At 70.4% G+C, this 26,471-nt stretch carries 23 protein-coding genes and 1 pseudogene; 9 read left to right on the top strand and 15 right to left on the bottom strand.

Features of this window, described 5'->3' with window-relative positions; translation table 11 throughout:
• Positions 1-71: 71 nt before the first annotated feature.
• Positions 72-935, bottom strand: a complete 864-nt coding sequence (locus ASE76_RS07545) for an IclR family transcriptional regulator (RefSeq protein WP_082448159.1) — start codon at positions 933-935, stop codon at positions 72-74.
• A 109-nt stretch (positions 936-1,044) separates the two neighbouring features.
• Here ASE76_RS07545 and ASE76_RS07540 point away from each other — a divergent pair, with 109 nt between their 5' ends.
• The 3 genes from ASE76_RS07540 to ASE76_RS07530 all read left to right on the top strand — a co-directional run bounded on the left by ASE76_RS07540 (position 1,045) and on the right by ASE76_RS07530 (position 3,869).
• A complete protein-coding gene (locus tag ASE76_RS07540) occupies positions 1,045-2,049 on the top strand; it encodes a tripartite tricarboxylate transporter substrate binding protein (protein ID WP_055837160.1) in 1,005 nt (334 codons plus the stop codon).
• Between the two features lie 189 nt (positions 2,050-2,238).
• On the top strand, positions 2,239-2,925 hold the full coding sequence (locus ASE76_RS07535) for an RraA family protein (RefSeq protein WP_055837158.1): 687 nt from the start codon (positions 2,239-2,241) through the stop codon (positions 2,923-2,925).
• The gene (locus ASE76_RS07530) at positions 2,922-3,869 is read left to right on the top strand and encodes an NAD(P)-dependent oxidoreductase (protein ID WP_055837154.1); all 948 of its coding nucleotides are present in this window, start codon (positions 2,922-2,924) and stop codon (positions 3,867-3,869) included. Before ASE76_RS07535 ends, ASE76_RS07530 begins: the two co-directional genes overlap by 4 nt.
• A gap of 228 nt (positions 3,870-4,097) precedes the next feature.
• Here the strand turns inward: ASE76_RS07530 and ASE76_RS07525 are convergent, their stop codons facing one another.
• From ASE76_RS07525 to ASE76_RS07490, 9 genes and pseudogenes are all read right to left on the bottom strand, one after another.
• Positions 4,098-4,346 (bottom strand): CsbD family protein, encoded by a 249-nt coding sequence (locus tag ASE76_RS07525; RefSeq protein ID WP_055837151.1) that lies wholly within the window; start codon positions 4,344-4,346, stop codon positions 4,098-4,100.
• A gap of 204 nt (positions 4,347-4,550) precedes the next feature.
• Positions 4,551-5,429: a transglutaminase family protein gene (locus ASE76_RS07520; RefSeq protein ID WP_156362580.1), complete on the bottom strand. Its 879-nt coding sequence runs from the start codon at positions 5,427-5,429 to the stop codon at positions 4,551-4,553.
• A 116-nt stretch (positions 5,430-5,545) separates the two neighbouring features.
• Positions 5,546-6,883: a fumarylacetoacetase gene (gene fahA / locus ASE76_RS07515; protein WP_055837148.1), complete on the bottom strand. Its 1,338-nt coding sequence runs from the start codon at positions 6,881-6,883 to the stop codon at positions 5,546-5,548.
• A 31-nt stretch (positions 6,884-6,914) separates the two neighbouring features.
• A complete protein-coding gene (locus tag ASE76_RS07510; protein WP_055837145.1) occupies positions 6,915-7,904 on the bottom strand; it encodes a tripartite tricarboxylate transporter substrate binding protein in 990 nt (329 codons plus the stop codon).
• A gap of 41 nt (positions 7,905-7,945) precedes the next feature.
• A complete protein-coding gene (gene hmgA, locus ASE76_RS07505; RefSeq protein WP_055837141.1) occupies positions 7,946-9,289 on the bottom strand; it encodes a homogentisate 1,2-dioxygenase in 1,344 nt (447 codons plus the stop codon).
• Positions 9,290-9,500: 211 nt separating this feature from the next.
• On the bottom strand, positions 9,501-10,487 hold the full coding sequence (locus ASE76_RS07500; RefSeq protein ID WP_055837138.1) for a tripartite tricarboxylate transporter substrate binding protein: 987 nt from the start codon (positions 10,485-10,487) through the stop codon (positions 9,501-9,503).
• 62 nt (positions 10,488-10,549) lie between these two features.
• The gene (locus tag ASE76_RS21150) at positions 10,550-10,891 is read right to left on the bottom strand and encodes a DUF2783 domain-containing protein (protein WP_236698377.1); all 342 of its coding nucleotides are present in this window, start codon (positions 10,889-10,891) and stop codon (positions 10,550-10,552) included.
• A pseudogene (locus ASE76_RS07495) lies at positions 10,868-12,727 on the bottom strand (FAD-dependent oxidoreductase); the annotation flags it as partial. The gene ASE76_RS21150 and the pseudogene ASE76_RS07495, both read right to left, overlap by 24 nt.
• Before the next feature lie 207 nt (positions 12,728-12,934).
• Entirely contained in the window at positions 12,935-13,900 is a 966-nt protein-coding gene (locus ASE76_RS07490) for an MBL fold metallo-hydrolase (RefSeq protein WP_055837136.1), read from the bottom strand.
• Positions 13,901-14,053: 153 nt separating this feature from the next.
• Here ASE76_RS07490 and ASE76_RS07485 point away from each other — a divergent pair, with 153 nt between their 5' ends.
• On the top strand, positions 14,054-14,908 hold the full coding sequence (locus ASE76_RS07485) for an IclR family transcriptional regulator (protein ID WP_055837134.1): 855 nt from the start codon (positions 14,054-14,056) through the stop codon (positions 14,906-14,908).
• Positions 14,909-15,469: 561 nt separating this feature from the next.
• On the opposite strand, the gene trpE is transcribed toward ASE76_RS07485, so the two are convergent.
• From trpE to ASE76_RS07470, 3 genes are all read right to left on the bottom strand, one after another.
• Positions 15,470-16,972 carry an anthranilate synthase component I gene (gene trpE, locus ASE76_RS07480; RefSeq protein ID WP_055837133.1) on the bottom strand — a complete coding sequence of 501 codons (1,503 nt, stop codon included), beginning with the start codon at positions 16,970-16,972 and terminating at the stop codon, positions 15,470-15,472.
• A 280-nt stretch (positions 16,973-17,252) separates the two neighbouring features.
• Positions 17,253-17,948 carry a phosphoglycolate phosphatase gene (gene gph / locus ASE76_RS07475; protein WP_236698374.1) on the bottom strand — a complete coding sequence of 232 codons (696 nt, stop codon included), beginning with the start codon at positions 17,946-17,948 and terminating at the stop codon, positions 17,253-17,255.
• A 92-nt stretch (positions 17,949-18,040) separates the two neighbouring features.
• Positions 18,041-18,922 (bottom strand): LysR family transcriptional regulator, encoded by an 882-nt coding sequence (locus tag ASE76_RS07470; protein ID WP_055837131.1) that lies wholly within the window; start codon positions 18,920-18,922, stop codon positions 18,041-18,043.
• 114 nt (positions 18,923-19,036) lie between these two features.
• Between ASE76_RS07470 and ASE76_RS07465 the strand changes: the two genes are divergently transcribed.
• The 3 genes from ASE76_RS07465 to ASE76_RS07455 all read left to right on the top strand — a co-directional run bounded on the left by ASE76_RS07465 (position 19,037) and on the right by ASE76_RS07455 (position 20,530).
• Positions 19,037-19,474 carry a VOC family protein gene (locus ASE76_RS07465; RefSeq protein WP_055837125.1) on the top strand — a complete coding sequence of 146 codons (438 nt, stop codon included), beginning with the start codon at positions 19,037-19,039 and terminating at the stop codon, positions 19,472-19,474.
• A gap of 159 nt (positions 19,475-19,633) precedes the next feature.
• Positions 19,634-20,128 carry a hypothetical protein gene (locus tag ASE76_RS07460; protein WP_055837124.1) on the top strand — a complete coding sequence of 165 codons (495 nt, stop codon included), beginning with the start codon at positions 19,634-19,636 and terminating at the stop codon, positions 20,126-20,128.
• 78 nt (positions 20,129-20,206) lie between these two features.
• Positions 20,207-20,530, top strand: a complete 324-nt coding sequence (locus tag ASE76_RS07455; RefSeq protein WP_055837123.1) for a hypothetical protein — start codon at positions 20,207-20,209, stop codon at positions 20,528-20,530.
• Between the two features lie 27 nt (positions 20,531-20,557).
• On the opposite strand, the gene ASE76_RS07450 is transcribed toward ASE76_RS07455, so the two are convergent.
• Together ASE76_RS07450 and rpe are read right to left on the bottom strand one after the other, a co-directional pair.
• Complete coding sequence (locus ASE76_RS07450) at positions 20,558-22,750, bottom strand: catalase (RefSeq protein ID WP_055837122.1); 2,193 nt, start codon at positions 22,748-22,750, stop codon at positions 20,558-20,560.
• Positions 22,751-23,135: 385 nt separating this feature from the next.
• Positions 23,136-23,828 (bottom strand): ribulose-phosphate 3-epimerase, encoded by a 693-nt coding sequence (gene rpe, locus ASE76_RS07445; RefSeq protein ID WP_055837119.1) that lies wholly within the window; start codon positions 23,826-23,828, stop codon positions 23,136-23,138.
• A gap of 104 nt (positions 23,829-23,932) precedes the next feature.
• On the opposite strand from rpe, the gene apaG reads away from it, so the two are divergent.
• Both apaG and ASE76_RS07435 read left to right on the top strand, forming a co-directional pair.
• Positions 23,933-24,337: a Co2+/Mg2+ efflux protein ApaG gene (gene apaG / locus ASE76_RS07440; protein WP_055837116.1), complete on the top strand. Its 405-nt coding sequence runs from the start codon at positions 23,933-23,935 to the stop codon at positions 24,335-24,337.
• Positions 24,337-26,466, top strand: coding sequence for a site-specific recombinase (locus ASE76_RS07435; protein ID WP_055837114.1), 2,130 nt, complete (start codon positions 24,337-24,339; stop codon positions 26,464-26,466). Before apaG ends, ASE76_RS07435 begins: the two co-directional genes overlap by 1 nt.
• Positions 26,467-26,471: the final 5 nt, after the last annotated feature.

The following is a 26,471-nucleotide window of genomic DNA, read 5'->3' as shown; positions in this document are numbered from 1 at the left end:
ACTACCAGCTATGGTTTCAATAGCAAACCGGATGCGATCCGTGCGGCGTGGGCGGACCGACGGCCCGTCGCCTACGGGTGCCAGGTCGACACCACCGGCGGCGTGTGCGGCGACACCGCGCCGGCCAGCGCGTACGACAGCCGGTTGGCCGCGTCCATCACCGTGCGGGCGTGGGCCGTCAGCACCGCCTCGGTCAGCCGCGCGGCGGGGCCGGAGATGCAGACCGAGCCCAGCAGCCGCCAGTGCTGTCCGAAGACCGGCGCCGACACGGTGGCCACGTCCTTCTCGCGCTCGCCGATCGACAGGCAGTAGCCCTGCTGGCGGATGCGCTCGTACACCGCGCCGCGCTGTCCCGAGAACGCCAGGATGATCCGCCCGGGCGAGCCCTTGTCCAGCGGCAACGCCTCGCCCATGCGCGCATGGTGGCGCAGCGGCTGCACGCCCTCGACCCGCATCAGGCAGGTGCGGAAGTCGCCCTCCCGCACGTAGAAGGCCGCGCTCTCGCGGGTGGCGGTGGAGAGCTTGCGCAGCATCGGCTCGACCACGTTCTGCACGTCGAAGCCCGACTGGTAGCGCGCGCCCAGCCAGCCCGCCGCCGGGCCCAGCCGCCATTCGCCGCCGTCGCACTGGACCATGTAGCCCTCCTGCGCCAGGGTGCGGGCGATGCGCAGCGCGGTGGTCTTGTGCAGGCTGCAGCGCCGGCTCAGCTCGGCCAGCGAGAGCTGCGATTCGCCGAGCGCGAAGGCGCCCAGCAACTGCACCGCCCGCGTCACCGCGACCACGCTGCCGGTGCTGGCGGCCGGTGCGGCAGCGGCTGCGGCTAGCGCGGCGCGCGGCGCACGCGCCGACGGCGACAGGGGCGGCGGGGCCGCGGCGGGCGGCGCCAGCGGCGGGGCCGGCTTCTTCGCCAGCGGTTTCGTCGTGTTTCGCACCATGGATACCGTTTCGATGGATGAAACTGCATTGTATGGATCGAAACACGGTCCTACAGTCCGTTTCCCTGCCCGCTGCATCCGGCAGCGCATACAACAAGGAGACGACAAGATGCCCGCAACTTCGACGAAGACGACCGGCCGCCGCATGGCCGTGCTGGGGGGCCTGGCGCTGGCCGCCCTCGGCGCCCTGCCCTGTGCCGCATGGGCGCAGACGCCCTACCCGGCCAAGCCGATCCGCCTGGTCGTGCCCTTCCCTCCCGGCGGCGGCACCGACCTGATCGCCCGCACCGTGGCGCAGAAGCTCACCGACACGCTCAAGTGGACGATCGTGATCGACAACCGCCCCGGCGCCGGCGGCAACCTGGGGGTGGACGCGGTCGCCAAGGCGCCGGCCGACGGCTACACCCTGGTGCTGGGCCAGACCAGCAACCTGGCGATCAACCCCTCGCTCTACGCCAAGCTGCCCTACGACCCGCTGAAGGACCTGGTGCCGGTGGCGCTGGTGTCGTCCTCGCCGATCGTGGTCGCGGTGGGCGTCAATTCGCCGTACAAGACTTTCGCCGACGTGGTGGCCGACGCGAAGAAGCGGCCGAAGACGATCACCATGGGCTACTCTGGCAACGGCACCGTCGCCCACCTGGCGAGCGAGCTGGCCCAGAAGACCGCCGGCATCGACCTGCAGCATGTCCCCTACAAGGGCGCGGCGCAGGCGATGACCGACCTGGTGAGCGGCCAGATCGACCTGTACATGTCCTCGGTGCCTACGCTGCTGGGCCAGGTGCGCAACCAGAAGCTGCGGGCGATCGCCGTCACCTCGGCCAAGCGCTCGGGCGAACTGCCCGACACGCCGACGCTGGCCGAATCGGGCTACCCCGGCTTCGACGCGGTGACCTGGTTCGGCATCCTGGCGCCGGCCGGCACGCCGGCGGACGTGCTCAAGACGCTCAACGCCGAGATCAACAAGGCGCTGCGCGACCCGGCCGTGGCCGCCAAGCTCAAGTCCGACGGCGGCGACGTGATCGGCGGCACGCCGGAGCAGTTCGCCACCCTGCTGAAGAACGAGATCCCGCGCTGGGGAAGGATCGTCAAGGACTCCGGCGCGACTATTGACTGACATCCCCCCGGGCGGCTGCGCCGCCTCCCCCCTTCTCTCGCACGGCTGCGCCGTGCGGGAAGGGGGGCACACCCGGTGGACCGGCAGAGCCGGATCCACGGGTGTTCTGAGGGGGGCTTCGCTGCGCTTGCCGGGACGGCGGAGCGTGGGGCTTCCTGCGATTTTCTCATTTCACTCTGCGAGTCTTCCATGAGCCAACTTCCTGAAATCGTCCGCGCATTCGACCGCGTCTCCCCCGAAGTCGTCGCCCGGGCCAAGACCTTCCAGGCCGCGATCCTGGCCGACGTGGCCGGCCGGCGCGGCACGATGCATGCGCGGGTCACGCCGGTCGATCCGAAGATGGTCGTCGCCGGCCCGGCCTTCACCGTCGAGGTGCGCCCCGGCGACAACCTGATGATCCACGCGGCCATCGCGCTGGCGCAGCCGGGCGACGTGCTGGTGATCGACGGCAAGGGCGACCAGACCGCCGCGCTGATGGGCACGCTGATGCTCAGCGCCTGCAAGAAGCGGGGCCTGGCCGGCGTCATCGTCGACGGCGCGATCCGCGACCGGCTCGAACTGCTCGACCTGGGCTTTCCGGTGTTCAGCGCGGGCTTCAACCCCGCCGGTCCGACCAAGTACGTGCCCGGGCGCATCAACCACCCGATCTCGGCCGGCGGCACCGTGGTGAACCCGGGCGACCTGGTCGTCGGCGACGCCGACGGCGTGACGGTGATCGAGCGCGAGAAGGCGCCCGCGATGATGGACCTGGCGGTCAAGAAGGTGGCCGACGAGGCCAAGCGCCTGGACGCGATCGCGGCCGGCAACACGGCGTCGGCCTGGCTGCCCGCCGCGCTGCGCGCCGCCGGCGTGCTGAAGGATGGAGAGTCGCTGTGAGCGCCATCCTCGTCACCGGCGCCGACCTGGCACCCCAGGCCCTCGACCTGCTGCAGGACTTCGACGTCGTGTACGCCGGCAAGACACCGACCGAGGCCGACCTGGTCGCGCTGGCCCGGCAACACGACCCGGTCGCGATCATCGTGCGCTACGGCAAGGTGGGCCCGGCCGTGATGGACGCGGCGCCCTCGCTCAGGGTGATCTCCAAGCACGGCAGCGGCACCGACACCATCGACAAGGTGGCGGCGAAGGCACGCGGCATCGAGGTGGTGGCCGCCGTGGGCGCCAACGCCGCGGCCGTGGCCGAACAGGCCCTGGCGCTGCTGCTGGCGTGTGCCAAGTCGGTGGTGCCGCTCGATGCGCGCATGCACGCCGGCCACTGGGACAAGGCCACGCACAAGAGCCTGGAGCTGGGCGGCCGCACCGTCGGCCTGCTGGGCCTGGGCGCGATCGGCCAGCGCTTCGCGAAGATGGCCGACGCGATGGGCATGCGGGTGATCGGCTTCGACCCGTATGCGAAGGACCTGCCCGCGTATATCGCATCGGTGGACCTGGAGACGATCTGGCGCGAGTCCGACGCGGTCTCCCTGCACTGCCCGCTGACCGACGAGAACCGCGGTCTGCTCAACGCCGACACGCTGGCGAAGTGCAAGCCCGGCGTGATCGTGGTCAACACCGCACGCGGCGGCCTGGTCGACGAGGCCGCGCTGCTGGCCGCGGTGCGCTCGGGCCATGTGCGCGGCGCCGGCCTCGACAGCTTCGCGGTCGAGCCGATGGCCGCCGGCCACCCGTTCCAGGGCCAGGAGCGCATCGTGCTGAGCCCGCACATCGGCGGTGTGACCAGCGACGCCTACGTGAACATGGGCGTGGGCGCGGCCAGGAACGTGATGGAAGTGCTGGCAAGGCGGACCGTCACAGCAGCCGAAAACGTCGGCGTCACGTAGGCCGTTTAGGACCCCATCGGGCTGTAGCCAGCTCCAGACGACGACAATGCGCTATCGAATACGTAGCAAATATCGGACAGGTGTCGCCGCCAGAGCGGACGTCCTGCAACGGCCACGCCACACCGCCACCCAAAAAAATAACGGTGCAGGAGGCGCGACCTCGTCGCACCCTCTGCACCGTTTATGCGGAGCGGCCCCGGAGCAGGTCCGGCCCTACCCGCAGCAATATCAGCGCTTGGACCAGACGGCACCAAGCACGAAGCCAATGCCGGCGACGATCGCCAGCGTGGCCAGCGGGTTCGCCACGGCAGACTCGCGCACCTGGTTCAGGGCTTCGCCGTAGGTTTCCTGGACCTTGCCGGCCACCTGGCGGGCCTTGCCTTCGGCTTGCGTGCCGGTGTCGCCGGTGAGGCCGCCCACGGCGTCCTGGACACGGCCGGCGAGTTTCTGAACGGTGCCTTCGGTTTGTTCGAGCATGGTGGTTCCCTTCGGATGTTGTAAGAAAGAAGATCCGGCGCTGCCAGCGCCGGACGGGTTCGCCTCAGGGCGAAATTCCACTATCGCTTCTCAGGCCCGTTCGCGGCGACGCGCAATGCCGGCACCTGCTGTAGTGCAATCCACCCGCCGTCCTGTCGGACTCTGCGCTACCCACGCCCACCGCGCCAGGGCCGGCTGGCAGCTTCAGTCGGCCATCGACTGGCGCCGCACCGTCGCCTGGATCGGATCGGGGTTGTCCGATGCGGGCTGGCCCTCGTGGCTCACCTGGATGTGCATGTGGGTCATCTGGAAGGCGCCGTACACGGTGGAGAAGGCGGTGTTCTTGGCGTCCAGCCCGGTCGCGACGCGCACGATGTTGAACGGCTCGGCCAGCTGGGTCGGGTCGAACATGATCCAGCGGCCGCCGATCCAGGCCTCGATCACCGCGTGGAAATCCTGCGGCGGCTCCTGGAAGTGGCAATAACCGCCGACCAGCCGTGCCGGAATGTTGAGCGCCCGGCAGAAGGTGATCGCCAGGTGGGCGAAATCGCGACAGACGCCGACCCGCTGCTGGTAGGCATCGAGGGCGGTGGTGGTCGGGTTGCTGGTGCCGATCTGGTAGGCGATGTTGTCGCGGATCCACTGGCAGATCGCCTCGACCCGGCTCGGGCCGCGGTTCAGGTGGCCGAACAGGTAGCGGGCGTCCGAACCCATGGTGTCCGACGGGCAGAAGCGGCTCGGCATCAGGTAGGGCAGCACCGCGTCGGGAATCTCGGAGATCTCGGCTTCCAGCTCCAGGCCGGTGGGGGCCGGGCGGTCGATCTGCACCGTGGCGTCGTAGCGAAGGCCGAGCAGGCCGGGCACCGCATCGAAGCGGAACATGCGGTTGCCGTAGGGGTCGGTCGACGGTCGCACCACGATGCCGGTGCCGACGACGAGGTTCTCGGCAAGCAGCAACTGGTCTTCGGAGCGGGAGCACTCGATCTGGAAGATGAAGTGCGACGGCTGGTACACCTGGTACTCCAGGTCGCAGCGCAGGACGGTGGGTGCAGGATTGGCGGCCGGGATTGGCATGGCGGACATGGGGGCTTTCGTTGCGGTAGGCAGGGCCGTGGCGCCATGCACTGGCAACAACTATGCCCGCCGCGGGGCCGTCGGCGTGTGGGCCGGCGCCCCTGCTGCAAGTGGGTGCCCGTCCTTCACGCCCCCCGGTCGGCCCGGCGTGCCGGCAGCACCCGGCCTTCGCATTCGCCGAAGCCGACGGTGCGGAAGCCGTCGCGCTCGCCGCGGGCCCGCAGCATGACGCTGTCGCCGTCCTGCAGGAAGGCGCGGGTCTCGCCGTTGGCCAGCACCAGCGGCTGCTTGCCGCCGCCCGACAGTTCCAGCATCGAGCCGCCCTGGTCGGGCGTGGGGCCCGACTGGGTGCCGGAGCCGAGCATGTCGCCCGGCTGCAGGTTGCAGCCGCCCACCGTGTGGTGCGACAGCAGCTGGGCGATGGTCCAGTACGAATCCTTGAAGTTGGAGCGCATCAGCCGCTGGTGCGGCTGGCCGTCGGCGCGCATCTTCGGCGTCTGCAGCCAGACTTCGAGCTGCAGGTCGAGCGCGCCGCGGGTACGGTTGTCCTCGCTGTCGAGGTAGGGCAGCGGCTGCGGGTCGCCTTCGGGCCGGGCGAAGGCGGCGCGGAACGGCTCCAGCGCCTCCAGCGTCACGATCCAGGGCGAAACGGTCGAGGCGAAGTTCTTCGACAGGAACGGGCCGAGCGGCTGGTACTCCCAGGCCTGGATGTCGCGCGCCGACCAGTCGTTGAGCAGGCCCAGGCCGAAGAGATGGTCCTCGGCCTCGGCCATCGGCACCGGCTCGCCCTGCGGGTTGGCGGTGCCGACGTAGATCGCCATCTCCAGCTCGTAGTCGAGCCGCTCGCAGGGGCCGAAGCGCGGCGCGCCGTCGGTGCCGCCCGCGCCCAGCTGGGCCACCGGCCGCGGGAACTGCTGGCCCGAGATGCCGATGGACGAGCTGCGGCCGTGGTAGCCGATCGGCACCCACTTGTAGTTGGGCAGCAGCGGGTTGTCCGGGCGGAACATGCGGCCGATCGAGGTGGCGTGGTAGACGCTGGTGTAGAAGTCGGTGTAGTCGCCGATGCGGGCGGGCACCGCGTACTCGGCCTCGGCCTGCGGCACCAGTGCGGCCTGCCAGGCGGACTGGGCGGCGGCGCCGGTGCGCAGGCCGTCGGACAGCGCCTGCCGCAGCGCCACGCGCGCCGCCCGGCCGCGGGCCATCAGGGCGTTGAGGCTGCCGTCCTCGGTGCCGGCCAGCGCGGCGGCGGCCTCGCCCGCAAGCTGGCCGGCCTGCACCAGGGCCAGCAGGTCGACGACCTGGTCGCCGATCGCGGTGCCGGGGCGGAAGGCCTCGGCACTGCCGGCGCGGCGGAAGATGCCCAGCGGCAGGTTCTGGATCGGGAAGTCGGTGCCGTCGGCGTTGGCGCTGGACACCCAGCTCTGCAGGGCGGCGTCGTGGGTGCGGTCGATTCGTGCGGTCATGGGCGTGCTTCGGAAAATGAGGGTGAACAGATCAGTCGGCCGACATGCCGGCGCGGCGGGCGACGTCGCCCAGGCGCTGGTACTCGGTCTGGGTCAGGGTGGCCAGCTCCTGCGGGGTGGAGCCGCGCGGGGTGAAGCCGGCCTGGACCAGCTTCTCCTTCACCTCGGGCAGGGCCAGGGCCTCGTTGATCGCGGCGTTGAGCGCCTGCACCAGGGGCGCAGGCATGCCGGCCGGGCCGTACACGCCGAACCAGGGCTCCAGCGCATAGCCCGGCAGCCCGGCTTCGGCCAGCGTGGGCACGCCGGGCAGCGCAGGCGAGCGCTGCGGCCCGGCGACGGCCAGGGCCCGCAGCCTGCCGGCCTGGATGTGCGGCAGCGAGGCCGGCAGGTTGTCGAACATCGCGCCGACCGTGTTGCCCAGCAGGTCGTTGATCGCCGGGCCGCTGCCCTTGTAGGCGACGTGGGTCAGCTCGGTGCCGGTGGCCTGGGCGAACATCACGCCGGCCAGGTGCATCGAGGTGCCGGCGCCGGCGGTGGCGTACGGCAGGCCGGGTTTGGCCTTGGCAGCGGCGACCAGGTCGGCGACGGTCTTCACCGGCGAGGCGGCGGGCACCTCCAGCACGATGGTCGAGGTGCCGAGCAGGCCGATGGCGGTGAAGTCCTTGCGCGGATCGAAGGCCATCGACTTGTAGATGTGCGGGTTGAGCGCATTGGTAGAGATGGCGCCGAAGCCGATGGTGGTGCCGTCGGGCGCGGCCTTGGCGACCGCGTCCATGCCGATGTTGCCGCCGGCGCCGCCGCGGTTGTCGATGACCACCGGCCGGCCGAGCGTCTCGGCCATCTTCTGGCCGACGGTGCGGGCCACCAGGTCGGTGGTGCCGCCGGCGGTGTAGGGCACGACGAAGCGGATCGGCTTCTGCGACCCGTCGGCGGCCTGGGCGAGAGGGAGCGCCAGCGCCAGAACGGCGGCGGTGGCGGCCAGCCGTGCGAGGCTGCGGCGTCGGTCGAGGGAAGTGGGCATGCGTGGTCTTTTCTGGGTTGTATGCGGAGGGCCGGCCGGTGTCAGGCCTGCTTGAACTGGTCGCCCAGGCCCTGCCAGCAGTCGGGGTAGTTCGGGTCGCGCACGCCGCCCTGGGTGCTGTCCTGCAGCGCGTAGGCGGTGGGCACGAACCGGTAGCGGCTCTCGAACATGAAGGCCAGGGTGCCGTCGAGCTTCTGCGGCTGCAGGTGGCTGGCGCTGGCCTTCTCGAACGAGGCCTCGTCCGGGCCGTGCGGCACCATGCAGTTGTGCAGGCTGGCGCCGCCGGGGCGGAAGCCCTCGGCCTTGGCGTCGTACTCGCCGTAGACCAGCCCCATGAACTCGCTCATCATGTTGCGGTGGTACCAGGGCGGACGGAAGGTGTCCTCCTGCACCAGCCAGCGCGGCGGGAAGATCACGAAGTCGCAGTTGGCGGTGCCGGGCGTGTCGCTCGGCGAGGTGAGCACGGTGAAGATCGACGGATCGGGGTGGTCGAAGCTGATCGAGCCGATCACCATGAAGTTCTTGGTGTCGTACTTCAGCGGCGCGAGGTTGCCGTGCCAGGCGACCACGTTGAACGGCGACTGCGCCATGTCGGCGCGCCAGAGCCGGCCGCCGAACTTCTTGACGATCTCGTAGCCGCCCTCCCCTTCTTCGGCGGCCGCCACCGGCGCCTGGAAGTCGCGCGGATTGGCCAGGCCGTTGGAGCCGATCGGGCCCAGCTCCGGCAGCCGGAAATGGGCGCCGTAGTTCTCGCAGACATAGCCGCGCGACGGGCCGTCGGGCAGGCCCACCTTGAAGGCGATGCCGCGCGGCACCAGCGCGATCTCGCCGGGGGCGACCTCCAGCACGCCCATCTCGGTGGTCAGCACCAGCCGGCCCTGCTGCGGCACGACCAGCAGCTCGCCGTCGGCATCGACCAGCGCGCGGCGCTCCATCGACACGTTGGCTGCGTAGACCAGCGCGCCCATGCCCGCCTGCATTTCGGCATCGCCGTTGGCGACCACGGTGCGCAGGCCGTCGACGAAGTCGGTGGGCGCCTCCGGCAACGGGAACGGCGCCCAGCGCATCGGATCGGGCGGCATCGCGGCGCCGCCGGCGGCGCCGGTGGTCCAGGCAGCCTGGGCGTAGGGCTGGTAGCGGCCCGACACCACCGAGGGCTGCCGGCGGTAGAGCCAGGTGCGCAGGTTCTCGTGCCGCGGCGCGGTGAAGGCACTGCCCGAGACCAGTTCGGGGTACAGCGCGAAAGGTGCCTTCTGCGGGCTGTTGCGGCCCTGCGGCAGCGCGCCCGGCACCGACTCGGTCGAGAACTGGTTGCCGAAGCCGCTCTGGTAGCGCAGCGCGCCGGTGGAAGAGGCCGCTGCCGGGGTCACGGTTGCCGTCGTCATGGTGTCACGATGCCTTTGCTATCGAATCGGTAGCTACCGGCCGGCGAGTGGCGCCGGCTGGGAGCACTTTTTGCTTAATAACGGTTGCAGAGGGCGTGAAAGAACCGTCGCGACCAAGCCCGCGTATGCGCCCGGGACCGGAGCCGTACGCTCGTACGGCGAAGGCCGCAGGCGCGCAATCGGGCTGCGCAGCAGGTTCTCTCACGTCTTCTCAATCGAGCTGGATCTTGTTGTCGCGGATCAGCTTGCCCCAGCGCTCGCGCTCGGCTTTCACGAAGCGGGCCATGTCGTCGGGCGAGCCGGGCAGCGCCTCGACGCCCAGCGCGGTGAAGCGGGCCTTCACCGCGTCGGAGCGCAGCGCCTCGACCAGTGCCTTGTTGAGCGTGGCGATGGTGGCGGGCGGCGTGCCGGCGGGCACCGACAGGCCCTGCCAGGCCGAGGCCTCGAAGTCGGCCAGGCCCTGCTCCTGCAGCGTCGGCACGTCGGGCAGCGAAGCGATCCGCTGCGCGCTGGCCACCCCGATCGCCTTGACCTTGCCGGCCAGCACGAACTGGGTGCCGACCGCCGTGTCGATCAGCATGAAGGGCACGCTGCCGCCCAGCACGTCCTGCATCGCGGGCGCAGCGCCGCGGTAGGGCACCTGGGTCATCTTGAGGCCGCTCTTCTCGCGCAGCATCTCGGTGGCCAGGTGGTGCGGGCTGCCGGGGCCGGCCGAGGCGTAGTTGACGCCGCCGGGCTGCGCCTTGGCCCAGGCCACGAACTCGGCCCAGTTCTTCGCCGGCACCTGCGGCCCGACCACCAGCACCAGCGGAAAGCGGGCGATCAGGCCGACCGGCGCCAGGTCCTTTTCGGCGTTGTAGCTGAGCTTGGCGAAGAGAAACGGGTTGGCCGCCAGTGTCGCGAAATCGGCCGTCAGCATCACGTTGCCGTAGTCCTTCGACCGGGCCGCGTAGTCGGCCGCGATGTTGGTGGCCGCACCCGGCTTGTTGTTGATGATGACAGGGCGGCCGAGCTGCCTGGACATGCTCTCGGCGGTGGCGCGGGCCACCGCGTCGGATCCGCCGCCCGCGGCGTAGCCGACCACCCATTCGAGCGGCCGGACGTCCTGGGCCAGGGCGGCCAGCGGCGCTGCGGCGGCGGCGCCGAGCGCCAGCGCCAGGGCGGCGCGGCGGGTGAAGGGGGTGCGGGAGTCGGTCATGGGTCGTGTCTCTTTCTGTAGGTTTTTGAGGACTTGGGGAACGGAAAAATGCGGTGACGGGGTCAGGCCACCGGTGCCGCGCCGCGTGCGGCGGCCAGCGCCTCGCGCAGCACCGGCAACGCGCCGATGTGGTTGGACAGCAGCAGCACCAGGCGGGCGTTGAAAGCGTGGCTCTCGTCGGTGGAGAGGGGCTGGTGGGCGTCGATCAGGGCTTGGTAGAAATCGTCGGGCGCGTCGAGGTGGGGGGTGGTGACGAGGTTGTGCGGGCTGCCGGGCAGGGGCTTGTCGGAGGGCGCTGCGGCTGGCGGGCGGGCGCGGCCCTCACCCCCGCCCTCTCCCAGGGGGAGAGGGAGCAAGACCGGGGCGGGCGCAGGCAGCGGGGCGTGGCCGAGGGAGCGGCGCACGGCGTCGCGCACCGCGTCGGCCGTGGGCGCGCGCCAGCGGGCGGCGATGTGCTGGTCGGGGCGCAGCAGGTAGGTGGTGCCGGGCCGGGCGTCGTAGCGGCGCCAGGCGGTGGCGTGGGCGGCGGTGTCGGGGACGCGCAGGACCCGCAGCGATCGCGTCGACGGCGACGGCGAAGGCGAAGGCGAAGGCGAAGGCGAAGGCGAAGGCGACGGCTGCGGCTGCGAGAGCGACAGCAGTTCCGGCTGCGGCTGCGGACGGGCCGGTCCGCCCGGCATCCGCAGCGCCGAGTCGGCCTCGGCCAGCGCGCGCAGGCTGTGCTCGGCCGCATCGCCCTCGCCGAAGACCAGCGCGGCGAAGCCGGCGCCGTCCAGCCGGCGCAGCAGCCAGCCGTCGTCCAGGGGCGCATCGACCGCGGGCGCGCCGGGCAGTAGCGGGCCGGCGAAGGCGTCGGTGTCTTCCGTCACCAGGGCCGAGCCGGCCAGCACCGTCGGCAGCGACAACCGGCCGCTGTTGACCAGCCTGCGGGCGAAGTCGTGGTCGCGCGCCAGGTGCAGCACCGCGTCGCGGAACACGCGGCTGACCGGGCTCTTGGGGGTGATGAAGTCGGTGGAGCGGGTGGAGGCGAGGATGTTCTCGTCGGCCGCCATTTCCCGCTCGCGGGCATAGCTGTCGAGCAGCGCGTCGGGCGCGCCCTGCTGCAGCACCGCGGCCAGCTTCCAGCCCAGGTTGTCGGCGTCCTGCACGCCCGAGTTGGCGCCGCGTGCGCCGAAGGGCGACACGCCGTGCGCCGCGTCGCCGGCGAACAGCACCCGGCCGTGGCGGAAGGCGTCCATCCGCTGGCAGGCGAAGGTGTAGACGCTGGCCCAGACCAGTTCGAAGCGCGCGTCGGGGCCCAGCAGCGCCCGCACCCGGGGCAGGATGTTCTCGGGCTTCTTCTCTTCTTCCGGGTCGGCGTCCCAGCCCAGCTGGAAGTCGACGCGCCAGACATGGTCGGCCTGCTTGTGCAGCAGCACGCTTTGGCCGGGATGGAACGGCGGGTCGAACCAGAACCAGCGCTCGGCCGGGGTGTCGGCACCCACGCGCGGCCGGCCGGCGGGGGCCGGGTCGGCCGGGTCGGGCACGCCGGGAGTCGGCACCGGATCGGCGCCGTCGATCTTCACGTCGGCGATCAGGAACCGGTCGCGGAAGGTCTGGCCCCTGCTCTCCTGGCCCAGCAACTGGCGCAGCGCCGAACGCGATCCGTCGCAGGCGGCCACGTAGCCGGCGCACAGGTCGTAGCGGCCGTCGGGCGTGTCGACGGTCAGGGTGGCGCCGTCCGCGTCCTGCACCAGGCCGACCACCCGGCTCTTCCAGCGCACCTGAAGGTTCGGCAGTTGCGCGGCGCGGGCGGCCAGTTGGCCTTCGACGTGGTACTGCTGCAGGTTGATGAAGGCGGGCCGCTCGTGGCCCTCCTCGGCCAGCAGGTCGAAGCGGTAGACCTGCCGCTCGCCGAAGAACACCCGGCCGGTGCTCCACGACACGCCCTTGGCCACCATCGGCGCGCCGCAGCCCAGGCGGTCGAAGACTTCCAGCGTGCGCTTGGCGAAGCAGATCGCGCGCGAGCCGGTCGAGAGCCGGCAGTCGTTGTCGAGCAGCAGCACCGGCAGGCCACGCTGCGCCAGGTCGATCGCCAACGCCAGCCCGACCGGGCCCGCACCGACGACCACGACCGGGTGCCGCGCCGGCACGGCGCCGTCGAGTTCCGCGGGCCGGGTGTAGTCGAACTCCAGCGCCTGGAAATCGGCATCGGCGCCCAGCGTGGGCAGGTCCTGCAGTTTCACGGTCGTCTCCGCCAATGTTGTCTCGTCCTCGTCGCCGCGCAACCCCTCTCAGGGATGCCGTGGATCGGGCTCCGCCCGGCCACCGGCATCGCCCCCCTTCCCGCGCAGCGAGAGAAGGGGGGGGTGAGGGCCGCGGCTCCATGCCTGCATGTGCAGGCATGGACGGCCCGAACGGTCGCTGCCTCCGGCAGTGGCCTCGGGCATCCCCGCTCGGGGGTTGTCCTACCCCTCCAGGGTGTTCCACATCTCGGTATCGCGCTCGGCGGTCCAGATGCGCGGGTCGGCATGGCCGGTGGCCTCGTCGTAGGCACGGGTCACGTCGAAGGGCATGCAGTGGTCGAAGATCACCCAGTGGCCGTAGCGGGGCTTCAACGCGTCGTAGGTCTCGCGGTAGATGCTCTTCAGGTCGAGCCCGCGGGCCACGCCGTTGTTGACGGTGGTGTAGACGTCGGAGACGAAAGCGCGGGTGTAGGCGATGGCCTCGGCCACCTTCTCGGGCGTCTGCAGCGCGTCGCCGCGGCCGGGCACCAGCTTCTCGAAGCGGTAGGCCGAGAGCCGGTCGAGCGTGGCGGGCCAGTCCTTGAAGTAGCAGTCGCCGGCGTAGGCGGTGCTTTCGTATTCCACCAGATCGCCGGCGAAGCAGACCTTCTGGTCCTCGATCCAGGCGATGGTGTCGCCCTTGGTATGGCCGCGGCCGATCTGCGCGATCTTCACCTCGACCTTGCCGAGCCAGACGCTCATCTGGCCGGTGAAGGTCATGGTGGGCCAGGTCAGGCCGTCGGGCACCGACTCGACTGCGCGGAAGAGCCGCGGGAACCGGCCGATCTCGCTGGCCTTGTCCTGCTCGCCGCGCTCGACGATCAGATCGTAGGTATCGCGGCTGGCGATGACCTGCTGCGCGCCTTCCTTGAAGTACGCGGATGCGCCCAGCACCCGCACCGCGTGGTAGTGCGACAGCAGCACGTACTTGATCGGCTTGTCGGTCACTTCGCGGATGCGGCGGATCAGGTCCTGCGCCATGGCCGGCGTGGCCTGGGTGTCGACCACCATCACCGCGTCGTCGCCGATGAAGACGCCGGTGTTGGGGTCGCCCTCGGCGGTGTAGGCCCAGGCGTTCTCGGTCAGCTGGACGAAGCTGACCTTCTTTTCCTCGAGGTCGGCATGGCTGGCGAAGGTCTTGGTGCTCATCGGGTGTGTCTCCGTGCGCCGTCGGCGGTCCGGCATATTAGTTTTAGACGAAATCGTTCGCAGGGAACGAACTTTGCGATGCTACCGCCAAGATTCGCCCATGTCTAATGAATTCGCCTCCGCGGCTACCATCCGCAGCAAGAGGAAACGCGCATGCAGCAAGACGAGAGCGACGACAACGACGGCGAGCGGGGCCGCCGCGGCATCCAGAGCGTGGAGGTGGGCGGCCAGCTGCTGCGCGCCCTGGCGCACGAGGGCACGCCGATGGCGCTGAAGGACCTGGCCCGCGGCGCCGGCATGTCGCCGGCCAAGGCGCATCCTTATCTGGTGAGCTTCGGTCGGCTGGGCCTGGTGGAGCAGGACCCGACCAGCGGCCGCTACGCGCTGGGGCCGCTGGCCCTGCAGCTGGGACTGATCAGCCTGCAGCAGTCGAGCCCGGTGACGCTGGCGACGCCGCTGCTGGCGCCGCTGTCGCGCGCCATCGGCCAGACGGTGGCGATCGCCGTCTGGGGCAACCGCGGCCCGACCATCGTGCGGGTCGAGGAATCGGCCGAGACGGTGTTCGTGAGCATGCGGCACGGCACGGTCTTCTCGCTTACCGGCACCGCCTCGGGCCGTCTCTTCGGCGCCTACCTGGAGCCGTCGCTGGCCCGCGCCACGCTGGAGGCCGAGCGCCGGCTGGTGGCCGAGCGCCCGCCGGTCGACAGCCCCGGCACCCCGCCGCGCGACCCGCTGCCCACCTGGGAGCAGTTCGAGCGCCAGCTGGCCGAGGTGCGCCGCCACGGCATCAGCCGCTCTGAGGGCGAGGTGGTGCGCGGCGTGAACGCGATGTCGGCCCCGGTCTTCGATGCGTCGGGCGAGCTGGTGCTGGCGATCACCTCGATCGGCGCGGTGGGCACGTTCGACGCGGCGTGGGACGGGCCGGTGGCGCGGGGGTTGCGGGCGTGTGCGGCGGAGGTGTCGGCGCGGTTGGGGGCTTCTCTTCCTCCGCCCGGTGCGTTCACGTGAAGATTTTGAATGGAATGGGGCTTTGGCCGGCTATGGATGCCGGCTTACTGCTATTTAATTTGTAGCGGCCGGGGCTTGGACGGGGCTTGGACGGGGCTTGGCGGGTGCGGGGGCCGGGATCGCCGGGTGCCCCCCTCCGCGAATGTCCCCCGGCCTGCGGCCTCCTCCTTTATTTCGCTGCGGGGGGCACCCGACACTCCCGGCCCGGGAAGCGTCGCGTCGTGCGGGTCGGATCAGGCGACAGGTTGCAGGTGCTGGCGCTGTGTCTGTATCAACGCCTGCGAAGGCCGCCGAGCGCATCCAGCCGACCGCCCCCCACCGTCGATCAAGCATCCGCGAGGGATCGTTGCTCTGCGCAGCGAAATAAAGGAGGAGCGGCGGGCGCAGCCCGTCGCGGGGGACATTCGCGGAGCAGAGTACGCCGTCGGCGCGAGCCCGGACCAAGCGCCCAGCCCCAGCCCCAGCCCCACCGCTACAAATTCAATAGCTAGAAGCCGGAATACGCCGCCGGCCACAGGCACTTTCGACCCGCAAACAGCAGTCCGAAGGCCAAAACCCGCCCTACTCCAGCCCTTCCTCGACCAGCTCCGCGGCGCGCAGTACCGCCCGTGCCTTGGCTTCGGTTTCCTTCCACTCCAGCTCGGGCACCGAATCGGCAACCACGCCGGCGGCGGCCTGCACGTAGAGGGTCTGGCCCTGGATCAGGCCGGTGCGGATCGCGATGGCCACGTCCATGTCGCCGGCATAGCTGATGTAGCCGCAGGCGCCGCCGTAGAGGCCGCGCTTGCTCGGCTCCAGCTGGTCGATCAGCTCCATCGCATGGACCTTGGGCGCGCCGGTCAGGGTGCCGGCGGGGAAGGTGGCGCGCAGCACGTCGATCGCGCTCATGCCGTCGTTGAGGATGCCCTCGACGTTGCTCACGATGTGCATCACGTGGCTGTAGCGCTCCACCGCGAAGGCCTCGGTCACCTTCACGCTGCCGGTCTTGGCGATGCGGCCGATGTCGTTGCGGGCCAGGTCGATCAGCATCACATGCTCGGCACGCTCCTTCGGGTCGTTGACCAGTTCGGTCTCGGCGGCCTTGTCGGCATCGGGCGTGGTGCCGCGCGGGCGGGTGCCGGCCAGCGGGCGGATGGTGATCTTCTGGCCGTCGACGGCCGTCTCCTGGCGCACCAGGATCTCGGGCGATGCGCCCACCACGTGCATGTCGTCGCCGAAGTTGTAGTAGTACATGTAGGGCGACGGGTTGAGCGACCGCAGGGCCCGGTACAGCGACAGCGGAGCCTCGGTATAGCGCTTCTTGATCCGCTGGCCCACCTGCACCTGCATGAAATCGCCGGCGGCGATCAGCTCCTTGGCGCGCTCCACCGCGGCGATGTAGTCGGCCTTGGCGAACTCGCGCTCGGTCGGGTGGCTCTGGGTGGGCTTGACCACCGGGGCGCTCACCGAATACTTCAGCTGCTCCTTCAGTTCGCGCAGCCGCTTCTTGGCGTTGCCGTAGGCCTCGGGCTGGGCCGGGTCGGCGTACACGATCAGGTAGAGCTTGCCCGAGAGGTTGTCGATCACCGCCAGCTCTTCGCAGTGCAGCAGCACGATGTCGGGGCAGCCCAGCGTGTCGGGCGGGCAGGAGGCCTCGAGCTTCTTCTCGATGTGGCGCACCGTGTCGTAGCCGAAGTAGCCGGCCAGCCCGCCGCAGAAGCGCGGCAGGCCGGGCCGGATCGCGGCCTTGAAGCGGCGCTGGTAGGCGGCGATGAAGTCCAGCGGATTGCCGCGGTCGGTCTCCACCACCACGCCGTCGCGCACCACCTCGGTCTTGGCGTCCGCGCCGAAGCCGGTGGCGCGCAGCAGGGTGCGCGCCGGCAGGCCGATGAAGCTGTAGCGCCCGAAGCGCTCGCCGCCCACGACGGATTCGAGCAGGAAGCTGTACTTGCCGCCGTCTTTCGCATGGGCCAGCTTGAGGTAGAGCGACAGCGGCGTTTCCAGGTCGGCGAAGGCCTCGGCCATCAGCGGAATGCGGTTGTAGCCCTGGGCGCTCAGGCTCTTGAATTCGAGTTCTGTGATCACGGGGAAGGTTCTCCGGCAGGCGGACATCCGGTGCGCGCGGTGCGCCGCAGACTGGGAAAGCAGGGGGATGCCGCGTTCAATCGATCGGCCCGCGTCGGGGCCACGGGGGCACGGCGCCGGCGTGGGGAACGCGGGCCGCGCGGTTCAGGTGCGCAGTGTGGATGGCTTGCGCCAGGGCCAGGCTCCCCGGTCGCTGAGACCTAGAAGGAAAGTGCGGTGAACGAACATGCGCGCCAGTGTAGCAGCGGGTTCGCGGCGGCCGGGCCCGGTTTTTGGGGGCTCAGGCGCGGGGTGCCAGCAGGGCCGCGACCTCCTCCAGCGCATCGACGAAACCGTCGGCGTCGACTTGCCGCACCGGTTCGCCGTGGTTGTAGCCGTAGGTCACCAGCACCACCGGGCAGCCGGCGGCACGGGCGGCCTGCGCGTCGTTGCTGGAGTCGCCCAGCATCAGGGTGCGGCCGGGCGCGGTGCCCAGCGCGCGGCAGCTCTCCAGCACCGGCAGCGGATCGGGCTTCTTGCGCGCGAAGCTGTCGCCGCCGAAGACGGTGCCGAAATAGCGGGCCAGGTCCAGCGTCTCCAGCAGGTCGCGCGCAAAGCTGGCGGGCTTGTTAGTCAGGCAGAGCAGCGGCAGGCCCCGCGCCCGCAGAGCCTCCAGCCCTTCCCGCACACCGGGAAACAGCGCGGAATGGCGGCCGTTGACGTCCGCATAGTGGTGCAGGTAGCGGGCCAGCGCATCGGATGCGTCGGTGGACGGCAAGCCCGCATGGGCGAGGGCCAGCTGCACCAGGTGCTCGGAGCCCTTGCCCACCATCAGCGACAGCGCCGCACGGCCGATCGGCGGACGTCCGCGCTCGCCGAGCATGCGGGCCAGCGCAGCCTCGAAATCGCCCAGCGTGTCCACCAGGGTGCCGTCGAGGTCGACGATGGCGGCGTCGATGGCCAGCGGCCGGGAGGAGGAAAGGATGGAAGAGGACACAGCAGGGCCTGGATAAGTGGAGCACGCGAACCGGCGCCGAGAATAGCGCGCAAACCGCCTGTCGCGCGGCGCGCAGAAGACCGTGCCGCGCGCTACCGCGTCGCCCCTGCCTGGCGGTGGGCCGCCCGCAAGGCCTTGTGCAGCGCGTCGATCTGCGGCATGCGGGCGTGGCGCTTGCGCTCCACAAGGCCGATCTCGCGCTCCAGTCCGCTCCGCTGGAGGCCGATGGCCCGCACCTCGCGGGGCAGCGGGAAGTAGGCCTTGCACCGGGGGACCAGCGCCACGCCGGCGCCGCAGGCGACCAGCCGGATCAGGCCGGCGATCTCGTCCATCTCGACCGCGTCGTCCACCGCGATGGCCTCGGCTTCGAGGAACTGGGCCACCCGGCGCCCGCCGAAGGAGCCGCGGTCGTAGCGCAGGAAGGGCTCGCGGCCGAGCAGCGCTCGCCAGTCGCTGCCGCGGACGTGGCGCGGCACCGCCAGCACGAAGGGTTCGCTCCACAGCGGCCGCCAGACCAGTTCCGGCGGAAGCGCGAAGTGAGGCCGCACCATCACCGCCGCATCCAGCTCGCCGGCATCGACCTGGCCCAGGAAGCCCAGCGAGACGCCCGGCACGATCCTGGCCCGCAGCAGCGGATAGCCGGCGCGCACCGCCACCAGGGCGTCGGGCAGCGGATGCGCCTGGACCGACGCGATGGCACCCACCCGCAGTACCGACGGCAGTGCGGTTCGAAGCGGCCGGTGCAGCCCGTCGAACAGCGCCACCAGTTCCTGCGCCCGCACCAGCATCTCCTGGCCTGCGGCGTTGAGCTGCGCGCGCCGGCCGATCCGGTCAAACAGCGCGAAGCCCAGGCTCTCCTCCAGGCGCTGGATCTGCGCGCTGACGGCCGACTGCGTCAACCCGACTCCGGTGCCGGCGCGGGAGAAGCTGCCGTACCGGCCCACGGCAAGAAGGGTGCGCAGTTCCTTGAGCATCGGGTGCCGTCCGTCCATCGAGAAAATCGATCAAGCATACAAAAAAAGATCGCTTTTCAGGATGGCTCGTGGTTTCTAGACTGTCGCCTTTCCTCAGCACTCGACCCGACCACGATGACCACCACCGCCCCCGCCACGATGCCGCCGTTCCACCTGGCCTTCCCTGTTCACGACCTGGCCGCCGCCCGGCGCTTCTACGGCGGACTGCTGGGCTGCCCCGAAGGACGGAGTTCGCCCGACTGGATCGACTTCAACTTCTACGGCCACCAGATCGTGGCCCACCTCGCACCGGCCGAATGCGGGTTCAGCCAGGTGAGCGCGGTCGATGGCCACGGCGTGCCGGTGCGCCATTTCGGCGCGGTGCTGTCGATGGACCAGTGGCAGGCGCTGGCCGACAAGCTCACCGCGGCGGGCACCACCTTCGTGATCGAGCCCTACATCCGCTTCAAGGGCGAGGTCGGCGAGCAGGCGACGATGTTCTTCCGCGACCCGTCGAACAACGCGGTGGAGATCAAGGCCTTCGCGAACCTCGACTCCCTGTTCGCCAGGTAGCCGTTCCGGCCGGGTGCGGGCCATGCGTCAGGGCAGGGCTCCTACAGTTCCGAACCCCGGCGTCCTACCGGGTTTCGATGGGGTTGAAGACCAATATGTTTTCTCACCGGGTGCAGATGCATGGCATCGACCCTTTCCCCATCAGCAAAGGAGCCCACCATGAACCAAGACAACGACCTGAACCGCGACCCGATCACAGACGAGCCGGGCGCCCACCCGATCGGCACCGGCATCGGCGCGAGCGGCGGTGCGGTGACCGGCGCGGCCCTCGGCATCGCCGGCGGACCGATCGGCATCGCGGTCGGCACGGTGATCGGCGCGGTGGTGGGTGGCCTGGCCGGCAAGGGCGCCGCCGAAGCCGTCAACCCCACGGCGGAGGACGCCTACTGGCGCGATGCCTACACCCGCGAGCCCTACTACGCGGAAGACCGCAGCTTCGACGACTACAGCCCCGCCTATCGCGCGGGCTACGAAGAGCGCAGCACCCGCCAGGGCTCGTTCGACGACTACGACGCCGAACTGGCCAGCACCTGGGACAGCCGCCGCGGCGGTTCGCGCCTGACCTGGGACGAGGCCCGGCCAGCCACCCGGGCCGCATGGGAACGCGCCGAGCGTGTCTACCCGTCGGAAGGCTACTACGACGGCAAGCGCTGATCGCCAGTGGGCGGTGGCACTTCAAGTGCTTCGCCCGTCCAGCGAAAGCCCATCATCACAAGAACGACGAGGACCGCCATGAAAGACACCATGACCACGAAGTCGGAGCGCGAACCGGTGGTAGACCCCGATGGCGTTCCGGCCGATACCCGCAAGACGGACGACGAGCGCGGCGACACACATGCGAAGCAATCCGGTTCGGCGCGCATGCCGCACGAGCGCGACGAATCGGCCGACAACCAGCAGTTGCAGGAATCGTCCAATAAGAAGATGGGCGACCAGGCCCATGCCGATGCCACCGGCCCCCAGCAGGACACCGACAAGGGTCCGGTGATGGACAAGGTCTACCGCGAGGGCGTCAAGCCCGGGGCGGGCGACCCGAACAACCGGAACCCGAAATAAGAAAAGCCGCTTCAAGCGGCTTTTTCTTTATGCGGGAATCGCGTCGAGGTTCGGTCGGTCCCAGAAGCGGTGGGCGGCGATCATCCTGATGAACTCCTGCGCCGTCAGTTGCAGCGCCTCGGCATCGCCGACGCCCAGCGCGACACCCGGATGGCCCGCCAACGCGTCGGCACTACGCGTGCCGGCTTCGACGCCCAGCAGACGCAGCATGGCGATGCCCTCGCCCATCACGCAGATCGGCTTGCAGTGCTTGTAGGCCTCCAGCACGAAATGCACCGCCTCGCCCAGCTGGGAGAGCGTGTCCGCGCTGTCCTTGCCGCCGGCGACCAGCACCGCGTCGAACATCACCGACGGACTGCCGGCGAAGGTGCCGCCCACGTCGAGCCGGCGTCCACCGGCGGTGGCCACTGCGCCCAGGCGCGGCGCCACGACGGTGCAGACCGCCCCGGCATCGGTCAGCGCATGCTGCACGATGCGCAGCGACACCACGTCCACCCCGTCGGCCGCGACCACCGCGACCCGCCGCGTGTGGATGCCGCCCTTGTCGGGCCGCGCCTGCATGCTGAGCGACGGCGCCTCTTCCAGCGGCAGCTCGGTCCGGGCCTCGCGGAAGCCGGCTTGGCCCGCTGCGGCCTTGGTATCGGGCGCATCGGTGCCGAGCGTCGCCGCCACCTTCTTGGCCAGCCGCGGGTCGACATGCGCCAGCGTATCGACCATGCGCTGGCGGATCACCGGCACGCCGACCTTGCCCAGCTCATAGCGGAAGGCCGCGACGATGTGTTCCTTCTCGGCCGGCGCCATGCTGTTCCAGAACAGCGTCGCCTGGCTGTAGTGGTCGTCGAAGGTGGGGCTGCGGCGGCGCTGCTTGGGCGGCGCGACCGTGTCGTCGGCGTAGCTCTTGAAGCCGGCCGACGCGCCGTCGACCCGGAACGCCGCACCGGTGGGGCTGCCGAGCGAGTTGGGCTCGTAGGCGACCGCGTTGCGGTTGATCGTCTGGCGGTGCCGGCCGTCGCGCTGGAAATTGTGGAAAGGCACCACGCTGCGGTTGATCGGCAGTTCGTGGAAGTTGGGGCCGCCCAGGCGCGCCAGCTGGCTGTCGGTATAGGCGAACAGCCGGCCCTGCAGCAACGGGTCGTTGCTGAAGTCGATGCCCGGCACCAGGTGCGCGGGGTGGAAAGCCGCCTGCTCGGTCTCGGCGAAGAAGTTGTCGGGATTGCGGTTGAGCACCAGACGGCCCACCAGCTGCACCGGCACCAGTTCCTCGGGGATCAGCTTGGTCGGGTCGAGCAGGTCCACGCCGAGCGACTCGGCCTTGTCTTCCGACACCACCTGCAGGCCCAGCTCCCACTCGGGGAAATGGCCCTGGTCGATCGCCTCCCACAGGTCGCGCCGGTGGAAATCGGGGTCCTTGCCGGCGAGCTTCTGCGCCTCGTCGAAGGCCATGCCGTGCAGGCCCAGGCGGGGCTTCCAGTGGAACTTGACGAAGTGCGTCTCGCCGCGGCCGTTGACCATGCGGAAGGTGTGCACGCCGAAGCCCTCCATCATGCGCAGGCTGCGCGGCAGTGCGCGGTCGCTCATGGCCCACATCAGCATGTGGGTGGTCTCGGGCATCAGCGACGCGAAGTCCCAGAAGGTGTCGTGCGCACTGGCCGCCTGCGGCATCTCGTGGTGCGGCTCGGGCTTCATCGCGTGGACCAGGTCGGGGAACTTGATCGCGTCCTGGATGTAGTACACCGGCATGTTGCTGCCGACCAGGTCGTAGTTGCCTTCCTGGGTGTAGAACTTGACGGCGAAGCCGCGCGTGTCGCGCACCGTGTCTGCCGAACCGCGCGAGCCGGTGGCGGTGGAGAAGCGCACGAAGACCGGCGTGCGGGCCTCGGTGTCGTTCAGGAAATGCGCGGTGGTGTATTCCGACAGCGCCTTGTAGACGTGGAAGGTGCCGTGGGCACCGGCTCCGCGGGCGTAGACGACGCGTTCCGGGATGCGCTCGTGCGAGAAATGGCTGAGCTTCTCGCGGAGGATGAAGTCCTCCATCAGCGTCGGGCCGCGCGCGCCCGCCTTGAGCGAGTTGTGGTTGTCCGGTATCTGCAGCGCCTGGTTGGTGGTGAGGGTCGCTGCCGTGTCGACGGTATAGGCCTGGAGCTGCTGCAGCTTGTCCGCAGAGCCGTCTGCCGCCCGGGCCTTGGTGGTGGCCCGTGCGCCGGTCCTGGTACTGGCCATGAGATGGTCTACCTTGTCGTTATGGGGTGCCGGCCGCTACGGCCGGGCGGGAATGCTGGCACGGCCACCGCGTGCGGTCGCCGTGCCCGGGCGCAAACAACCCTCAGTAGTCGTAGCAACGCTCGAGCGCACGGACCAGCGCGGTCAATGCGAAAGCACCTGCCACCCCTGCCACGCACCAGATAAGCCATTCCATGGTCCGCTCCTTCTGACGGTTGGTTTGCGCCACGGCGCCGGTTGCATCGGCGCTTGGTGGATAACCATCAGGGTAAATGGGCGAATACGTAATGTCCGTAGCCGGATGCAAGCGGCACCTGTGGGACATTCCCCGCGGAAATGTCGGCACGGTCCTACGCCGGCGGCGGGGCGACCGCCCTGGGCTTTTTCAGCCGGCCAGTGCGGCCCGCATGCCGTCGATCACCGCGCGGTAGTCGGGCTTGCCGAAGATCGCGCTGCCCGCCACGAAGGTGTCGGCACCGGCGGCGGCCACGCGGGCGATGTTGTCGGTCTTGATGCCGCCGTCCACCTCGAGCCGGATGTCCTTGCCGCTGGCGTCGATGCGCTTGCGCACCTGTTCGATCTTGCGCAGGGCCGAATCGATGAAGCTCTGGCCGCCGAAGCCGGGGTTGACGCTCATGACCAGCACCAGGTCGAGGTCGTCGATCGTCCAGTCCAGGATGTCGAGCGGGGTGGCCGGGTTGAACACCAGCCCGGCCTTCAGGCCCTTGGCCCGGATCGCCTGGATGCTGCGGTGCGGATGGGCGGCCGCCTCGGGGTGGAAGCTGATCAGGTCGGCACCGGCGTCGGCGAAGGCGGCGGCCAGCGCATCGACCGGCTGGACCATCAGGTGCACATCCACCGGCACCGGGCTGCCGTCGGCCTTCTTCGCATGGGGCTTCAGCGCCTGGCAGACCATCGGGCCGAAGGTCAGGTTGGGGACGTAGTGGTTGTCCATCACGTCGAAATGGATCCAGTCGGCGCCGGCGGCGATGACGTCGCGCACCTCCTCGCCCAGGCGGGCGAAGTCGGCCGAAAGGATGGAGGGGGCGATGCGGTGGCGGGGGGCGGCAGGGCTCATGGCGGAATTGTCGCAGGCCGGACCGCCCCGCCCCGTGCGACGCCGTACGGTCGCGGCACCTCAGCCGACAGCGCGACCGCAGGGGGCCTAGTAACATCGCCGCCATGCCGAAGCACCAGTTCCAGATCACGGTCGAGCCCCAGTACCTGCCCGCGCAGTCGCAGCCCGAGCAGCACCTCTACGGCTTCTCCTACACGATCACCGTCGTCAACGTCGGCGACGTCGCGGCGCAGTTGATCGCCCGCCACTGGATCATCCGCGACGCGCGGGGCCATGTGGAGGAGGTCAAGGGCCTGGGCGTGGTGGGCCAGCAGCCGCTGCTCAAGCCCGGCGAATCCTTCCGCTACACCAGCGGCTGCCGGCTGCGCACCCCCAACGGCACGATGCAGGGCAGCTATTTCTGCGTGGGCGAGGACGCCACCCGCTTCGACGCCGAGATCCCGCTCTTCGTGCTCGAAGCCTACGCCAGCCCCATGCCCGGAGACGGCACGCCCCGGGTCCTGCACTGATGCGCAGCAAGCGCGATCTCAACGGCATCCTGGAGCGGCTGGACCCGGCCGCGCCCCTGGCCGTGCGCCACCTCTGGCTGATCGAGCTGACCGACTGGATCCGCGGCAAGGGCGCGACGCCGCAGGCCGCCGTCAGCCGGGTGCAGCTGCTGCTCGACGCGGTCGAGTCGCGGCCCGAGGTGCGGCTGCGGCTGCGCGCCTGGTGGTCGCGGCTGCTGCACACGGTCGACATCACCACTCTGCTGGCCGACTTCGGCTTCGCGCCGCGCAGCGCCTTCGTCAGCGAGGCGTCGGAGCGGATCCGCCGCAAGATCCTGCCGGCCAGCCCCGAGACGATCGATGCCTCCGAGCTGTTCCTGCTGGCGCTGCCCCACGGCTTCGACGCGCAGTGGATCTCGCTGCTCGACGGCCGGCAGCGCCGCCGCATCGCCGACCTGCTGGCCGCGCCCGACACGCCGCAGCCGGCGGACGGCACGGCCGCCGTGGCGCCCGCCCCGCCCGGTGAGGCCACGGCCACCGCCCGGACGCCGGACCTGTTCGGCGCGCCTGCCGCAGCCATAGCCCCTCCCGCAGCCACAGCCACCACCGAAGCGCCCCTGCCCGACCCCTGGCAGCAGGCCCTGCTCGACGCACTCATGTACTGCGCCGGACAGGTGCTCTCCACCGGATTCGCGCCCGAACTGCGGCTGCGGATGAACGCCGCCGCGCGCGAGGCCCAGCCGTTCCATGCGCTGATCCGCGACGTCGAGGCGCTGCGGGTCGAGGCGCAGCGCCTGCCGCGCGACGACGCCGCGCTCGAGCGGGCCGCCCGGCAGCTGCGCGCCCGGCTCGACGCCTGCCGCTTCGCCGCCGCCACCGTCTACACCCACCTGGAAGAGAACGGCGTCTCGGTCGGCCTGGTGTTCCGGCTGCGGCAATTGCGCGAGCGGCTGCTGCGGATCCGCGAACTGCTCGACTGCGCGCTCTCGGCCGACGCACCGGCGGCCGCCGCCCGGCTGCTGTCGCGGCTGGTGCTGCTGGGCCACGAGCGGCGCAGCGTGCGCGCCCTCATCTCGGCCAACTCCTCCCTGCTGGCCGCCAAGGTGGCCGAGCGCAGCGCCGAGACCGGCGAGCACTACATCACCCGCGACAGCGCCGCCTACGGCCGCATGCTGCGCCAGGCGGCCGGCGGCGGCGTGCTGACCGCGGGCACGGTGCTCGGCAAGTTCGCGATCACCGCGGTGGGCCTGTCGGCCTTCTGGACCGGCATCTGGTCGAGCCTGCTGTACGCCGGCAGCTTCGTGCTGATCCAGCTGCTGCACTGCACCCTGGCCACCAAGCAGCCGGCGATGACCGCGCCCGCCATGGCCGCCAAGCTGAAGGAGATGGGCCCCGGCGCGTCGATGGATTCCTTCGTCGACGAGGTGACCCACCTGGTCCGCTCCCAGGTGGCCGCGGTGCTCGGCAACGTATTCACCGCATTTCCGGTGGTGCTGGCCGCGGGCGCCCTGCTGCAGGTGGTCATGGGCCATCCGATGATCTCGCCGCGCGAGGCGCAGCACACGCTGGAAGCGCTCACCCTGCTGGGGCCGACCGCCTTCTTCGCCGCCTTCACCGGGGTGCTGCTGTTCTCGGCCAGCATCGTCGCGGGCTGGGCCGAGAACTGGTTCGTGCTGCACCGGCTGGATTCGGCGATGCGCTTCAACCCGCGCATCACCCGCTGGCTGGGCACGCCGCGCGCGGCGCGGCTGGCGCACTTCATGCGGCAGAACGTCTCGGGCTTCGCCTCCAACGTGTCGCTGGGCTTCATGCTGGGCATGATCCCGCCGCTGATGGCCTTCGTCGGCATCGGGCTGGAGGCGCGCCACGTCACGCTCTCCACCGGCCAGATCGCGGCCGCGGCCGCGGCCTACGGCCCTGCGGTGCTGCACATGGCGGCGTTCTGGTGGTGCCTGGCGGCGATTCCGGTGATCGGCGCGCTCAACCTGATCGTCAGCTTCACCATGGCGTTCCGGCTGGCGCTGCGCGCGCACAATGTCGGCAGCCTCCAGCGCGCCCGCATCCGCTCGGCCATCTGGGCCCGCCTGCGGCATGCGCCGCTCTCGTTCTTCGTGCCGCGCGGATCGCCCACGTCGAACGCGGGGACCTGACCACC

This window comes from Xylophilus sp. Leaf220 (genome assembly GCF_001421705.1).
Classification (GTDB): Bacteria; Pseudomonadota; Gammaproteobacteria; order Burkholderiales; family Burkholderiaceae_C; genus Xylophilus.
This window is presented reverse-complemented; position numbering and strand designations above follow the sequence as displayed.

What these genes read in the sequence shown, in the direction of transcription:
- hmgA (WP_055837141.1), bottom strand. Translation starts at nt 9,289, where the DNA reads ATGACGACGGCAACCGTGACCCCGGCAGCGGCCTCTTCCACCGGCGCG.
- ASE76_RS07465 (WP_055837125.1), top strand. Translation starts at nt 19,037, where the DNA reads ATGACCACCACCGCCCCCGCCACGATGCCGCCGTTCCACCTGGCCTTC.
- ASE76_RS07525 (WP_055837151.1), bottom strand. Translation starts at nt 4,346, where the DNA reads ATGCTCGAACAAACCGAAGGCACCGTTCAGAAACTCGCCGGCCGTGTC.
- rpe (WP_055837119.1), bottom strand. Translation starts at nt 23,828, where the DNA reads ATGAGCCCTGCCGCCCCCCGCCACCGCATCGCCCCCTCCATCCTTTCG.
- ASE76_RS07490 (WP_055837136.1), bottom strand. Translation starts at nt 13,900, where the DNA reads ATGAGCACCAAGACCTTCGCCAGCCATGCCGACCTCGAGGAAAAGAAG.
- ASE76_RS07460 (WP_055837124.1), top strand. Translation starts at nt 19,634, where the DNA reads ATGAACCAAGACAACGACCTGAACCGCGACCCGATCACAGACGAGCCG.
- ASE76_RS07510 (WP_055837145.1), bottom strand. Translation starts at nt 7,904, where the DNA reads ATGCCCACTTCCCTCGACCGACGCCGCAGCCTCGCACGGCTGGCCGCC.
- apaG (WP_055837116.1), top strand. Translation starts at nt 23,933, where the DNA reads ATGCCGAAGCACCAGTTCCAGATCACGGTCGAGCCCCAGTACCTGCCC.
- ASE76_RS07520 (WP_156362580.1), bottom strand. Translation starts at nt 5,429, where the DNA reads ATGTCCGCCATGCCAATCCCGGCCGCCAATCCTGCACCCACCGTCCTG.
- ASE76_RS07470 (WP_055837131.1), bottom strand. Translation starts at nt 18,922, where the DNA reads ATGCTCAAGGAACTGCGCACCCTTCTTGCCGTGGGCCGGTACGGCAGC.
- ASE76_RS07535 (WP_055837158.1), top strand. Translation starts at nt 2,239, where the DNA reads ATGAGCCAACTTCCTGAAATCGTCCGCGCATTCGACCGCGTCTCCCCC.
- ASE76_RS07540 (WP_055837160.1), top strand. Translation starts at nt 1,045, where the DNA reads ATGCCCGCAACTTCGACGAAGACGACCGGCCGCCGCATGGCCGTGCTG.
- fahA (WP_055837148.1), bottom strand. Translation starts at nt 6,883, where the DNA reads ATGACCGCACGAATCGACCGCACCCACGACGCCGCCCTGCAGAGCTGG.
- ASE76_RS07455 (WP_055837123.1), top strand. Translation starts at nt 20,207, where the DNA reads ATGAAAGACACCATGACCACGAAGTCGGAGCGCGAACCGGTGGTAGAC.
- ASE76_RS07500 (WP_055837138.1), bottom strand. Translation starts at nt 10,487, where the DNA reads ATGACCGACTCCCGCACCCCCTTCACCCGCCGCGCCGCCCTGGCGCTG.
- ASE76_RS07545 (WP_082448159.1), bottom strand. Translation starts at nt 935, where the DNA reads ATGGTGCGAAACACGACGAAACCGCTGGCGAAGAAGCCGGCCCCGCCG.
- ASE76_RS07435 (WP_055837114.1), top strand. Translation starts at nt 24,337, where the DNA reads ATGCGCAGCAAGCGCGATCTCAACGGCATCCTGGAGCGGCTGGACCCG.
- ASE76_RS07485 (WP_055837134.1), top strand. Translation starts at nt 14,054, where the DNA reads ATGCAGCAAGACGAGAGCGACGACAACGACGGCGAGCGGGGCCGCCGC.
- ASE76_RS07450 (WP_055837122.1), bottom strand. Translation starts at nt 22,750, where the DNA reads ATGGCCAGTACCAGGACCGGCGCACGGGCCACCACCAAGGCCCGGGCG.